General features: G+C 71.5%; 10 protein-coding genes. 8 read left to right on the top strand and 2 right to left on the bottom strand.

Annotated elements, in window-relative coordinates:
- The first annotated feature begins 25 nt into the window (after window positions 1-25).
- The 7 genes from AB0E19_RS13960 (at window position 26) to AB0E19_RS13930 (ending at window position 8,210) form a co-directional block, all read left to right on the top strand.
- Window positions 26-1,273 carry a spermidine/putrescine ABC transporter substrate-binding protein gene (locus tag AB0E19_RS13960; protein ID WP_362178270.1) on the top strand — a complete coding sequence of 416 codons (1,248 nt, stop codon included), beginning with the start codon at window positions 26-28 and terminating at the stop codon, window positions 1,271-1,273.
- Window positions 1,274-1,329: 56 nt separating this feature from the next.
- Window positions 1,330-2,496, top strand: coding sequence for an ABC transporter ATP-binding protein (locus tag AB0E19_RS13955; protein ID WP_362178267.1), 1,167 nt, complete (start codon window positions 1,330-1,332; stop codon window positions 2,494-2,496).
- Window positions 2,493-3,422, top strand: a complete 930-nt coding sequence (locus AB0E19_RS13950; protein WP_360601674.1) for an ABC transporter permease — start codon at window positions 2,493-2,495, stop codon at window positions 3,420-3,422. Before AB0E19_RS13955 ends, AB0E19_RS13950 begins: the two co-directional genes overlap by 4 nt.
- Window positions 3,422-4,216, top strand: coding sequence for an ABC transporter permease (locus AB0E19_RS13945; protein ID WP_360601672.1), 795 nt, complete (start codon window positions 3,422-3,424; stop codon window positions 4,214-4,216). Before AB0E19_RS13950 ends, AB0E19_RS13945 begins: the two co-directional genes overlap by 1 nt.
- A 38-nt stretch (window positions 4,217-4,254) precedes the next feature.
- Window positions 4,255-5,673 carry an FAD-binding oxidoreductase gene (locus tag AB0E19_RS13940; RefSeq protein ID WP_362178261.1) on the top strand — a complete coding sequence of 473 codons (1,419 nt, stop codon included), beginning with the start codon at window positions 4,255-4,257 and terminating at the stop codon, window positions 5,671-5,673.
- A gap of 131 nt (window positions 5,674-5,804) precedes the next feature.
- A complete protein-coding gene (locus AB0E19_RS13935; RefSeq protein ID WP_362178258.1) occupies window positions 5,805-6,287 on the top strand; it encodes a hypothetical protein in 483 nt (160 codons plus the stop codon).
- A 168-nt stretch (window positions 6,288-6,455) separates the two neighbouring features.
- A complete protein-coding gene (locus AB0E19_RS13930; RefSeq protein ID WP_362178731.1) occupies window positions 6,456-8,210 on the top strand; it encodes a glycosyl hydrolase family 18 protein in 1,755 nt (584 codons plus the stop codon).
- Here AB0E19_RS13930 and AB0E19_RS13925 read toward each other — a convergent pair.
- Together AB0E19_RS13925 and gabT are read right to left on the bottom strand one after the other, a co-directional pair.
- The gene (locus AB0E19_RS13925; protein ID WP_362178256.1) at window positions 8,176-8,688 is read right to left on the bottom strand and encodes a phosphatase PAP2 family protein; all 513 of its coding nucleotides are present in this window, start codon (window positions 8,686-8,688) and stop codon (window positions 8,176-8,178) included. The genes AB0E19_RS13930 and AB0E19_RS13925 overlap by 35 nt on opposite strands.
- 335 nt (window positions 8,689-9,023) lie before the next feature.
- Window positions 9,024-10,358 (bottom strand): 4-aminobutyrate--2-oxoglutarate transaminase, encoded by a 1,335-nt coding sequence (gabT, locus tag AB0E19_RS13920; protein WP_362178253.1) that lies wholly within the window; start codon window positions 10,356-10,358, stop codon window positions 9,024-9,026.
- 413 nt (window positions 10,359-10,771) lie between these two features.
- On the opposite strand from gabT, the gene AB0E19_RS13915 reads away from it, so the two are divergent.
- Window positions 10,772-13,000 carry an ATP/GTP-binding protein gene (locus tag AB0E19_RS13915; RefSeq protein WP_362178249.1) on the top strand — a complete coding sequence of 743 codons (2,229 nt, stop codon included), beginning with the start codon at window positions 10,772-10,774 and terminating at the stop codon, window positions 12,998-13,000.
- Window positions 13,001-13,057: the final 57 nt, after the last annotated feature.

Raw genomic sequence — 13,057 nt, 5'->3', positions numbered from 1 at the left:
CAACCATCCCGAAAGGGCACAGCGCATGGAGCAGTACGAGCCCGACCGCCTCTCCGCCGCCCAGCTCGCGGCGATCCGGCGCAGCATGACGAGCGGCCGTGGCGCCCTCAGCCGCCGCTCGCTGCTGCGGGCCGGTGGCGTGGGCGCGCTGACGGTCGGCGGTCTCGCCGGCCTCACGGCCTGCGGCATCCCGCCGGCCAAGCGGGAGGGACAGGGCCCCGCGTCCACCGACCGGTCCGCCAAGGAGAAGACCCTCAGCTTCTCCAACTGGACCGAGTACATGGACGTCAGCGAGGACGAGAAGTCCCGCCCCACCCTGGAGGCGTTCGCGAAACGCACCGGGATCAAGGTCAAGTACACCGAGGACATCAACGACAACGTCGAGTTCTTCGGCAAGATCAAACCGCAGCTCGCGGCCGGCCAGGACACCGGCCGCGACCTGATCTGCGTCACCGACTGGCTGGCCGCCCGCATCATCCGCCTGGGCTGGGCGCAGAAGCTCGACCCGGCGAACCTCCCGAACGCGTACGCCAACCTCTCCGCGCAGTTCCGCCGCCCCGACTGGGACCCGGGTCGCGCCTACTCGTACCCCTGGACCGGCATCTCCACCGTCATCGCCTACAACGTGAAGGCGACCGGCGGGAAGAAGGTCGACTCGGTCAGCCAGCTCCTCGACGACCCCGCGCTCAAGGGCCGGGTCGGCTTCCTCACCGAGATGCGCGACACCATCGGCATGACCCTGCTCGACATGGGCAAGGACCCGGGCACCTTCACCGACGCCGACTACGACGCGGCCGTCGGCCGTCTCCAGAAGGCCGTCGACAAGAAGCAGATCCGCCGCTTCACCGGCAACGACTACACCTCCGACCTGGACAAGGGCGACCTCGCCGCCTGTCTCGCGTGGGCCGGTGACGTCATCCAGCTCCAGGCGGACAACCCGGACATCCAGTACGCCATCCCCAACGCCGGGTACATCACGTCCACGGACAACCTGCTGGTCCCCACGCAGGCCGGCCACAAGGCCAACGCCGAGAAGCTCATCGACTACTACTACGAGCTCCCGGTGGCCGCCCAGCTCGCCGCCTACATCAACTACGTGTGCCCCGTCGACGGGGTCAAGGACGAACTGGCGAAGATCGATCCCGAGCTCGCCGCCAACACGCTGATCCTCCCGGACAAGGCCATGGCGAAGAAGTCGCGCGCCTTCCGCTCGCTGACCAGCGAGGAGGAGACGGCGTACGAGGAGAAGTTCGCCAAGCTCATCGGCGCCTGAGCCGTCGTCCACCGTCACCAGGCCACGAAGCCACGAAGATCCGGGACCGCAAACCCATGACTGAGAACACCACCGGCGGCGACGTCCGACTCACCGGGATCAGCAAGACCTACGGCTCCTTCACCGCCGTCCACCCCCTCGACCTCACCGTCCCCCAGGGCTCCTTCTTCGCCCTGCTCGGTGCCTCCGGCTGCGGCAAGACCACCACCCTGCGCATGATCGCCGGCCTGGAGGACCCCTCCACCGGCACCGTCTTCCTCGGCGACCGCGACGTCACCGACCTCCCGCCCTACAAGCGTCCGGTCAACACCGTCTTCCAGTCCTACGCGCTCTTCCCGCACATGGACATCTCCGAGAACATCGCCTTCGGTCTGCGCCGGCGCGGCATCAAGTCGGTGAAGAAGCAGGTCGACGAGATGCTGGAGCTCGTCCAGCTCGGCGACAAGGCGAGGCACAAGCCGCACCAGCTCTCCGGCGGCCAGCAGCAGCGCGTCGCCGTGGCCCGCGCGCTCATCAACCACCCGCAGGTGCTCCTCCTCGACGAGCCGCTCGGCGCCCTCGACCTCAAGCTGCGCCGCCAGATGCAGCTGGAGCTCAAGCGGATCCAGACCGAGGTCGGCATCACCTTCGTCCACGTCACCCACGACCAGGAGGAGGCCATGACCATGGCCGACCAGGTCGCGGTCATGAACGGCGGCCGGGTCGAGCAGCTCGGCGCCCCCGCCGACCTCTACGAGAACCCGAGGACCACCTTCGTCGCCAACTTCCTCGGCACCTCCAACCTCATCGAGGCCGAGGTCGCCGAGACCGGTTCCGACGTCGTCGTCACCGCCGGCGGCGGCAAGCTCAGGGTCCCCGGCGACCGCTGTACGGACGCCGTCCGCCAGGGCGGCAAGCTCCTCGTCGGCGTCCGCCCCGAGAAGATCTCGCTCGCGCACGCCGACGACGCGGGCTCGATCGCCGACGGCCGCAACCGGGTCACCGGCCGGATCGTCGACTCCTCCTTCATCGGCGTCTCCACCCAGTACGTGGTGAACTCGCCGGCCGGAGCGGAGCTCCAGGTCTACGAGCAGAACATCGAGCGCGACGCGCGGCTCCGCCCCGGCGCCGAGGTCGTCCTGCACTGGAACCCGGCCCACACCTTCGGCCTCGACGCGGCGCAGTCCCTGCTTGCCGGGACAGTGGGCGACGCGGGCGTGGAGACGGTGGAGGACGCCTCGTGACCACCACCCTCGCCAAGGAGGCCCCGGGACCGGTCGAGGAACCGGTTCTGCGCAAGCCTCCCACCCGCAAGCGGCTCGTCCCCTACTGGCTGCTGCTCCCCGGCATCCTCTGGCTGCTCGTCTTCTTCGCCCTGCCGCTCGTCTACCAGGCCTCCACCTCGGTCCAGACCGGCTCCCTCGAAGAGGGCTTCCAGGTCACCTGGCACTTCCGGACGTACGTCGACGCCTTCACCGAGTACTGGCCGCAGCTGCTGCGCTCCCTGCTGTACGCGGGCACCGCGACCGCGCTCTGCCTGCTGCTCGGCTACCCGCTCGCGTACCTCATCGCCTTCAAGGCCGGACGCTGGCGCAACCTGCTGCTCGTCCTGGTGATCGCGCCCTTCTTCACCAGCTTCCTCATCCGGACGCTGGCGTGGAAGACGATCCTCGCCGACGACAGCCTCGTCGTGGACGTGCTCAACGCGCTGCACGTCCTCGACGTGACCAGCTGGCTCGGCTTCACCGAGGGCGAGCGGGTGCTCGCCACGCCGATGGCGGTCGTCTGCGGCCTCACGTACAACTTCCTGCCGTTCATGATCCTGCCGCTCTACACCTCGCTGGAGCGGATCGACGGCCGGCTGCACGAGGCCGCGCAGGACCTCTACGCCTCCCCGGCGACCACCTTCCGCAAGGTGACCTTCCCGCTGTCGATGCCCGGCGTCGTCTCCGGCACCCTGCTCACCTTCATCCCGGCGAGCGGCGACTACGTCAACGCCGAACTGCTCGGCTCCACCGACACCAAGATGATCGGCAACGTCATCCAGTCGCAGTTCCTCCGCGTCCTCGACTACCCGACGGCCGCCGCCCTGTCCTTCATCCTCATGGCGATCGTGCTCCTCATGGTCACCGTCTACATCCGCAAGGCGGGAACGGAGGACCTCGTCTGATGAGCTGGATCCGCAAGAACCTGGTCGTCATCGCCGGCCTGCTGACGCTGGCGTACATGATCCTGCCGAACGTCGTCGTCATGGTGTTCTCGTTCAACAAGCCGAACGGGCGCTTCAACTACTCCTGGCAGCAGTTCTCCCTCGACGCCTGGAAGGACCCCTGCGGCGTCGCCGACATGTGCGAGTCGCTCACGCTCTCGCTCCAGCTCGCCGCCTGGGCCACCGTCGGCGCCGTCGTCCTCGGCACCATGATCGCCTTCGCGCTGGTCCGCTACCGCTTCCGGGCGCGCGGCGCGATCAACTCGCTGATCTTCCTGCCGATGGCGATGCCCGAGGTCGTCATGGCCGCCTCGCTGCTCACCCTCTTCCTGAACATGGGGATCGAGCTGGGCTTCTGGACGGTCCTCATCGCCCACATCATGTTCTGCCTGTCGTTCGTCGTGACGGCCGTCAAGGCCCGGGTCATGTCCATGGACCCGCGCCTGGAGGAGGCCGCGCGCGACCTCTACGCCGGGCCCGCGCAGACCTTCCTGCGCGTCACGCTGCCGATCGCCGCTCCCGGCATCGCGGCCGGCGCCCTGCTCGCCTTCGCGCTCTCGTTCGACGACTTCATCATCACCAACTTCAACGCGGGCTCCACCGTGACCTTCCCCATGTTCGTCTGGGGCTCGGCACAGCGCGGCACCCCCGTTCAGATCAACGTGATCGGTACCGCGATGTTCGTCCTCGCGGTAGTGATCGTCGTGGCCGGGCAAATCATTACGAACCGGCGCAAGAAAACAGCAACAGCCTGAGCGTAGGAAGCCCTCAGGCACCGAAGGAGTTGGAAACCATGGCCCCAGTCGCCATGCGTCTCGCTGCACAATCTCTCTCCGACGCCCAGCCCGTCCCCTTCTGGCTGGAAGACCCCGGCAAGCCCGGCGCCCTGCCCGCCCTCACCGGTACCGAGAAGTGCGATCTCCTCGTGATCGGCGGCGGATACAGCGGACTGTGGACCGCGCTCCTCGCCAAGGAGCGCGACCCCTCCCAGGACGTCGTGCTGATCGAAGGCCACGAGGTGGGCTGGGCCGCCTCGGGCCGCAACGGCGGCTTCTGCGCCGCCTCCCTCACCCACGGCTTCGGCAACGGCCTCTCCCGCTGGCCGGGGGAGCTGCCGAAGCTGGAGCGGCTCGGCACGGCCAACCTCGACGCCATCGAGGAGGCCGTCGCCCGCTACGCGCTGGACTGCGAGTTCGAGCGCACCGGCGAGATCGACGTGGCCACCGAGGCCTACCAGGTCGACGAGCTCCACGAGTGGTACGAGGAGGCCGACCGGCTCGGCCTCGCCGAGGGCCTCACCCTCCTCGACGGGGACGCCATGCGCGCCGAGGTGAACTCGCCGTCCTTCCTGGGCGGCCTCTGGGACCGCGAGGGCGTCGCCATGCTCCACCCGGCGAAGCTCGCCTGGGGCCTCAAGCGGGCCTGCCTCGACCTCGGCGTGCGGATCTTCGAGAACACCCCGGGCCTCGACCTGGTCTCGGCCGGCGCGGGCATGGCCGTCCGCACCCCCTACGGCCGGGTCGCCGCCCGCCGGGTCGCCCTCGGCACCAACGTCTTCCCGTCGCTGGTCAAGCGGCTGCGCCACTACACCGTCCCGGTGTACGACTACGCGCTGGTCACCGAACCGCTGAGCGCGGAGCAGCTCGCCGCGGTCGGCTGGAAGGGGCGGCAGGGCCTCGGCGACTCCGCCAACCAGTTCCACTACTTCCGGATCACGGCCGACAACCGGATCCTGTGGGGCGGTTACGACGCCGTCTACCGCTTCGGCGGCAAGGTGCAGGCGGAGATGGACCACCGCCCGGAGACGTACCTCAAGCTGGCCCAGCACTTCTTCACCTGCTTCCCGCAGCTGGAGGGGCTCCGCTTCAGCCACGCCTGGGGCGGCGCGATCGACACCTGCTCGCGCTTCTCGGCCTTCTTCGGCACCGCCCATCAGGGGAAGGTGGCGTACGCGGCGGGCTACACCGGCCTCGGCGTCGGCGCCACCCGCTTCGGCGCCGACGTGATGCTGGACCTGCTCTCCGGGCAGCGCACCGAGCGCACCTCCCTGGACATGGTCCGCTCCAAGCCGCTGCCCTTCCCGCCGGAGCCGATCGCCTGGGCCGGCATCGGGATCACCAAGTGGTCGCTGGCCCGCGCGGACGCCAACGGCGGCCGGCGGAACCTCTGGCTGAAGACGATGGACAAACTGGGCCTCGGCTTCGACAGCTGACACCCCGCCCCATGAGATGTGATGTAGGTCACATCTCATGGAGGTGAAACCCGCGTAAGAGCGGGGACCCCCCGCGCTCTCTCCGTGTGGACGCGCACCACCGCGCGTCCCCACGGAGAGGAGTTCGCACGATGACATCTACGGGGGCCTCCGGCGTCAAGGCCGCGGTGGAGTGGCTGGCCGCGGTCGCACCGGATCCCGACGCCTGCCGCTGGGAGTGGGAGCGCAACCCGCACGGGGTCGCCCTGCTGCCCGCCGGCCGGCGCTGGGACGTACTGATCCTGCCGGGCGAGCTCGGCCACGCCACCCTCGACGTCCTGACCCGGCTCGTCGACCGGCCGGGACCCGTCCTCGCCGACTTCGGCGACGCCCGGATCGGCTTCTTCGTCCCGCCCGGCACCGCCGCCCGCTGGCTCGGCACCGGGGTCCGCGGCGCCGGACCCGGCACCTGGATCGTCGTCCCGTACCCGGGCCGCGCCACCGGCGCGGCGCGCTGGCTGGTGGCGCCCGACGGGCTCGGCACCCTCACCGACGCCTCGCTGCTCGAACTGGCCATGCACGAGGCGGCGGGCGCGCTCGCCGGGGAGCAGGGGCAGCGGGGGAGCGCCTCCTGAACCCGCCCCCGTGCGCGCACCCCTCCCAAGTCCTTTCCCGTACAGAGGTCTTGACCACTCGATTGGTCTGGACCATGCTGTGGCGCGCTCCACTCCGATCCCCCACCCCCGGAGGCTGTCGTGGACCGCACCAGACCCCTGACCCTGCTCCTGGCGGGCGCGCTCGCCATGGGCGGGCTCGCCGCGCTCTCACCGGCCGCCCAGGCCGCCGACTCCGAACTCGCCCGCAACGGCGGCTTCGAGGCCGGCCTGGACGGCTGGAGCTGTACGGCGGGCAGCGGCGCCGTCGTCTCCTCGCCCGTGCACGGCGGGACGAAGGCCCTCCAGGCCACCCCCGCCGGCAGCGACAACGCCAAGTGCTCCCAGACCATCACCGTGCAGCCCAATTCGGCGTACACGCTGAGCGGCTGGGTGCGCGGCAGCTACGTCTACCTGGGCGTCACCGGCACCGGCACCACCGACGGGTACACCTGGACCCAGTCGGCCCCGGACTGGCAGAAGCTCAGCACCTCCTTCACCACCGGCGCCGGCACCACCTCGGTCACGGTCTACACCCACGGCTGGTACGGCACCCCCGCCTACCAGGCCGACGACCTCTCCCTGTACGGCCCGGGCGGCGCCCCCGTGGACATACCCGCCGCCCCCACGGGCCTCACCGCCGGCAGCCCGACCTCCACCTCGGTGCCGCTGAGCTGGCCCGCGGTCGCCGGCGCCACCTCGTACCGGATCTACCGCGGCGGCACCGCCGTCGGCACGGCCACCGGCACCTCGTACACCGCCACCGGCCTCACCCCGAGCACCGCGTACAGCTTCCAGGTCTCGGCCGTGAACAGCGCCGGCGAGTCCGCCCGTTCGACGGCCGTCACCGCCACCACGACCTCCGGAGGCGGCGGCGGAGGCGGCGAGCTGCCCGCCCGCGCCCTCGTCGGCTACCTCCACGCCAGCTTCGCCAACGGATCCGGCTACACCCGCATGGCCGACGTGCCCGACTCCTGGGACGTCGTCAACCTCGCCTTCGGCGAACCGACCTCGGTCACCTCCGGCGACATCCGCTTCAGCCTCTGCCCGGCGACGGAGTGCCCGAACGTCGAGTCCCCCGCGGACTTCAAGGCGGCGATCAAGGCCAAGCAGGCCGCGGGCAAGAAGGTCCTCATCTCCATCGGCGGCCAGAACGGCCAGGTCCAGCTCGCCACCACCGCCGCCCGCGACACCTTCGTCTCCTCCGTCTCGAAGATCATCGACGAGTACGGCCTCGACGGCCTCGACATCGACTTCGAGGGCCACTCGCTCTCGCTCCAGACCGGCGACACCGACTTCCGCAACCCGACCTCGCCGGTGATCGTCAACCTGATCCAGGCGGTCAAGACCCTCAAGGCCAAGTACGGCGCGAAGTTCGTCCTGACGATGGCCCCCGAGACCTTCTTCGTCCAGCTCGGCTACCAGTACTACGGCTCCGGTCCCTGGGGCGGCCAGGACCCGCGCGCCGGCGCGTACCTCCCGGTCATCCACGCCCTGCGCGACGACCTCACCCTGCTGCACGTCCAGGACTACAACTCGGGCTCCATCATGGGCCTGGACAACCAGTACCACTCCATGGGCGGCGCCGACTTCCACATCGCCATGACCGACATGCTGCTCACCGGCTTCCCGGTCGCCGGCAACGCCGAGCGCTTCTTCCCCGGCCTGCGCCCCGACCAGGTCGCCATCGGCCTCCCGGCCTCCACCCAGGCCGGCAACGGCCACACCAGCCCCACCGAGGTGAACAAGGCCCTCGACTGCCTCACCAAGAAGCAGAACTGCGGCACCTACCAGACCCACGGCACCTGGTCGTCGCTGCGCGGCCTGATGACCTGGTCGATCAACTGGGACCGCTTCAACCAGTGGGAGTTCAGCCGGAACTTCGACGCGTACAACTGGAGCTGATCCCGAGGATCAGGAAGCCGAGGCACCCACTGGCCAGCACGTCCAGCGGCCAGTGGAAGCCCCGGAGGACCAGCCCCGTCCCCGTCACCGCCGTCAGCACGGCGGCGACGGGGACGAGCCGTCGCGAGACCAGGTAGGCGGCGCCGAAGTACGCCACCATCGCGGTGGCGGTGTGACCGGACGGGTAGTAGCCGTGGGCCCAGGGTTCGAGGGGGCCGGGCCGGGCCGTCCACTCCTTCAGGGGGACGACCAGGAGCGGTACGGCGGCCATGGCGAGGCCGGCGAGGAGGGCCTGGCGCCGACGGCCGCGGAAGGCGGCGTACGCCATCGCGGCGGCGAGCACGGGGAGGGCGACCGTCAGATTGCCGAGGTCGGAGGCGAGTTCGCTCAGCCACCGGGGGACGGTGTCCACGAGGGAACGGGACACCCGCTCGTCGAGCCTGGTCAAGGGGCCGTGGACGAGCACCTGCCAGGTCACGACGGCGAGGGCGACGAGCGCCGAGAAGAGAGCCGGCCGCCCTGGAACAGGGGGGGTGGTTCCGGGGCGGCCGGGAGGATCGGGCTGCCGCGCGCCCCGGGGGGTGTGGGGCGGGCGGCCATCCGATCGGTGAGGAATCCCGGAGCACGAGGCTCCGGTGGTGTGCGCTTCGGCACGGTCCGGGCGGGGCTGGGGATGCTCCGCCCCGGGTGTTTCTCTCATCTGGGAACGACCGTACGGCACGCGACGGGGGACCGACAGCGGGAAACGCGTCCCGCCATCGGCCCCCCACAGAGTCTTCACTCTTTGCGCCGAAGCGTCGGCCGGAGCGTCCGTCAGAGGGCGGCGAGCGCCGCCTCGATGACGTCCAGACCCTCGTTGAGCAGGTCCTCGCCGATGACCAGCGGCGGAAGGAAGCGCAGCACGTTGCCGTAGGTGCCGCAGGTGAGGACGAGCACGCCCTCGTTGTGGCAGTACTTGGCGAGCGCGGCGGCGGCCTCGGCGGCCGGCTCCTTCGTCTCCGGGTCCTTGACGAGCTCGATGGCGATCATGGCGCCGCGGCCGCGGATGTCGCCGATGACCGGGAACTTCTCCTGCATCGCGGCGAGGCGGGCCTTCATGACCTCCTCGATGCGCTTGGCCTTCCCGTTGAGGTCCAGCTCCTTCATCGTCTCGATGGCGCCGAGCGCACCGGCGCAGGCCACCGGGTTGCCGCCGTAGGTGCCGCCGAGGCCGCCGCCGTGGACGGAGTCCATGATCTCGGCGCGGCCGGTGACGGCGGCGAGCGGCAGACCGCCCGCGATGCCCTTGGCGGTGGTGATGAGGTCCGGGACGATGCCCTCGTCCTCGCAGGCGAACCACTGGCCGGTGCGGCAGAAGCCGGCCTGGATCTCGTCGGCGACGAAGACGATGCCGTTGTCGTTGGCGAACTTCACGATCGCCGGCAGGAAGCCCTTGGCCGGCTCGATGAAGCCGCCCTCGCCGAGGACCGGCTCGATGACGATCGCGGCGACGTTGTCGGCGCCGATCTGCTTGACGATGTTGTCGATCGCCTGCGCGGCGGCCTCCGGGCCGGCGTTCTCCGCACCGGTGGGCCAGCGGTAGCCGTAGGCGACCGGCACGCGGTAGACCTCGGGCGCGAACGGACCGAAGCCCTGCTTGTACGGCATGTTCTTCGCCGTCATGCCCATGGTCAGGTTCGTACGGCCGTGGTAACCGTGGTCGAAGACGACGACGGCCTGGCGCTTGGTGTACGAACGGGCGATCTTGACGGCGTTCTCGACGGCCTCGGCGCCCGAGTTGAACAGCGCGGACTTCTTGGCGTGGTCGCCCGGGGTCAGCTCGGCCAGCGCCTCGCAGACCTCCACGTAGCCCTCGTACGGCGTCACCATGAAACAGGTGTGGGTGAAGTCCTGCAGCTGCGCGGAGGCGCGGCGCACGACGGCCTCGGCGGAGGCGCCCACGGACGTCACGGCGATGCCGGACCCGAAGTCGATCAGCAGGTTGCCGTCGACGTCCTCGATGATCCCGCCGCCCGCGCGCTTGGTGAACACGGGCAGCGTGGAGCCCACGCCCCCGGCGACCGTCTCCAGCCGGCGAGCCTGAAGCTCCTGCGACTTCGGACCGGGAATGGCGGTGACGACGCGCCGCTCCTGCGGGACAGCGTTCATGCGGGGCTCCTGGGGTGTTCTGGACGCTCTTGCGGGTTTCCTCCGCAGGCTAGGCGCGGGGGAGGGCTCCAGGCATGCGCCGATCGGGAGTGTTGGGGGCGTGTCGTTGGACGGGATGGACAGGCCACCCTGATGGCCCTCCTCGGCCGCCCCGACGCGGGAGCCGCCCCCGAAACCCTCCCGGGAAGCCCCCGGCCCACTAGATTGACGCTGGCACAGACGCGGCGACCTGGCTGGTCAGGGGGCAGGGGTTCATGGAGACCGACGGCACGTACGAGTCACGCGACACGAGGGGGGCAGCGGTCCCGCGCCCGGCGGCTCCGCCGGTGCCTCCGCCGCCCGCCCACGCGCCCTCCGTCGTCCCTCCCCGGCCGGCCGGGGCCCCGGGCCCCCGCAGCGTCATCGCCGAATGGATGGACGCGCCCCGCCCCGAGGCGGCCCCCGGCGTCTGGCGCTTCCGGCACGTGCCGCCGGCCCCGCCCCGGGAGCGGAGCCGGCTCGCCCCCGTCACCCTGGCCGGGCTCCTCATCCCCGTCGTCATCGCCCTGATCCTGTGGTCCGTGTGGCGCCGCGGAGGGGTTCCCTACCTGTGGGTCCCGCTCCAGGTCCTCACCCCCGAGGACTGGTGGTACGCCGGTACCACCACGGCCCGCGACTGGCACGGCGTCGAGGCGCACATCGTCTACAGCGGCGTCGTCTTCGGCGCGATCGTCTTCGCCGTCGCCCGGCTCGGGGCCTGGGGCACCGTCGTACGTCATCTCCTGGAGCCGTACGGGCCGTCCGCCCGGGCGGCGCTGACGGCCGGCGCAGGGATCGTGACCCTCACCTTCGTCTGGCCCGAGTGGTTCCCCTTCGTCGGCTGGGACCCGCTGCCCATCGCCTCCCCCTTCTTCTCCCTCCTCGCCCTCCTGGGCGGCGGCTACGACATCATCACGACCGTCCCGGTCTATCTCCTCACCGTCCTCATCACCGTCGGCGTGCTCTGGCCCTTCGCCCGTGTCGGCGACTGGCGCGGGGTGCTCCGGGCCCGGCGTGCCTCCCGCCGCCCCACCGTCGCCGGCCCCGGCGCCCCCGCCCCCGCTTCGACCTGGCCAGGGCCCAGGGACGCCGGCCAGTGGCAGGTGGCCGATCTGCTGTCCGCGGAGGTGCTGGCCGGGCGGATGAACGAGGTGGACGTCGCGCGGATCCGGCGCCAGTGGGAGAGGAACCGGGACGACGCCCGCGGCCTCGCGGGCTTCGCCGACACCGTCGTGCGACAGGGAGCGGCCGCCTGGGCGCACCCCTCCGGCGACCGCGAGCTGCCGCGCCGGACGGCCGCCCACGACCTGATGCTCGGCCAGGTGCGGATCGGCCGGGCCGCGGCCGCCGAGCGGAACCCGGCCGCCTACCGCGGCGCGGGCGTCGCGCTCGACCCCGCCGCGCTCGGCACCTCGATGCTCGTCGTCGGACCGACCGGCGGCGCCCCCGCCGGGGGCCTTACCGCCGCCGCCGCCGAGGCCCTCGCCCTCCAGGCTCTCACCGGAGCGAGCGCCGTCGTCGCCGTCGGCGGACCCACGAGCCCGTACGGGCCGGACGGCGCCTACGACGTGGTGGTCCGGCTCGGCGACCCCGGCTCCCCCTACGACCTGGACCTCTACGGCGGGCTCACCGAACCGGACGAAGCCGCCGCCCTGCTCGCGGAGGGCCTCGCCGGCGACGTCGAGTCGCTCGACCAGCGCCGCGCCGTCACCGTCCTCGCCCAGCTCCTCGGCCCCTACCGGACCGTCCACGGGACCTTCCCCCCGGTCCCGGTGCTGCGCGAGCTCCTGGAAGCGGGCCCCGGACAGCTCACCGCCCTCCGGGACCGGCTGCCCGCCGAAGCCGCCGCCTTGCGGCGCGAGCTGGAGGGCCGTATCCGGCAGGCGGGCGGACCCGCCGACCCCGGGCCGCTCCTCGCCGACCGGCTGGCCCTCCTCGACCGCCCCGCCTTCGCGGACTTCTTCGGCGCCGGCACGGGCGCGGCGCAGCCCTTCGCGCTGAACACCGTCGCCCACCACCCGCTGCGGGTCCGCGTCGAACTGCCCGAGCACGGCCACGAAGAGGCGTCCCGGCTGCTCGCCCGCCTGGTCCTCGCCCAGTTCCTGGCCGCCGCCCGCGCCACGAAGCGCCGCAGCCACTTCGCCGGTCTCGTACTGGACGACGCCACGGGAGCGCTCACGGGCGGCACCGTCCGCGCCCTCCAGCGGCTGCGCACCCACGACGCCGGCGTCGTCCTCGGCCTGCGGACCCTCGGCGACGTGCCGGAGCACCTGCACGGGCCACTGCTCGCGGCCGTCGGGTGCCGGGCCGCCCTCGCGGGCGTCACCACCTGGGACGGCCGGGGCTTCGCGGAGGCGTGGGGCACCGAATGGGTGGAGACCGAGGAGGTCGCCCACCACACCGTCTTCGCCAACCAGCCCATGACCCGGGCGCTGCACGCCCTGCGCAAGCGAGTCACCGGCAAGGCCGTCACGACCGACGCCGTCACCCTGAAGAGGGTCGAGCGCGAGCGCTGGTCCGCCTCCGAGCTGGCGCACTCGCTGCCGCCCGGTCACGCCGTCGTGTCGCTGGCGACCGTCGACGGGGCGAGCACGCCCCCCCTCCTCGTCGACCTGCGCGCCTGAGCACGGCCCCGCGCGGCGGGGCGGGGGGCCTGGCACAATCGGGTGGGCCGCGCTCCC

This window comes from Streptomyces sp. NPDC047974, from assembly GCF_040653375.1.
Classification (GTDB): Bacteria; Actinomycetota; Actinomycetes; order Streptomycetales; family Streptomycetaceae; genus Streptomyces.
This window is presented reverse-complemented; position numbering and strand designations above follow the sequence as displayed.

What these genes read in the sequence shown, in the direction of transcription:
- AB0E19_RS13960 (WP_362178270.1), top strand. Translation starts at nt 26, where the DNA reads ATGGAGCAGTACGAGCCCGACCGCCTCTCCGCCGCCCAGCTCGCGGCG.
- AB0E19_RS13955 (WP_362178267.1), top strand. Translation starts at nt 1,330, where the DNA reads ATGACTGAGAACACCACCGGCGGCGACGTCCGACTCACCGGGATCAGC.
- AB0E19_RS13945 (WP_360601672.1), top strand. Translation starts at nt 3,422, where the DNA reads ATGAGCTGGATCCGCAAGAACCTGGTCGTCATCGCCGGCCTGCTGACG.
- AB0E19_RS13940 (WP_362178261.1), top strand. Translation starts at nt 4,255, where the DNA reads ATGGCCCCAGTCGCCATGCGTCTCGCTGCACAATCTCTCTCCGACGCC.
- AB0E19_RS13935 (WP_362178258.1), top strand. Translation starts at nt 5,805, where the DNA reads ATGACATCTACGGGGGCCTCCGGCGTCAAGGCCGCGGTGGAGTGGCTG.
- AB0E19_RS13930 (WP_362178731.1), top strand. Translation starts at nt 6,456, where the DNA reads ATGGGCGGGCTCGCCGCGCTCTCACCGGCCGCCCAGGCCGCCGACTCC.
- gabT (WP_362178253.1), bottom strand. Translation starts at nt 10,358, where the DNA reads ATGAACGCTGTCCCGCAGGAGCGGCGCGTCGTCACCGCCATTCCCGGT.
- AB0E19_RS13915 (WP_362178249.1), top strand. Translation starts at nt 10,772, where the DNA reads ATGGACGCGCCCCGCCCCGAGGCGGCCCCCGGCGTCTGGCGCTTCCGG.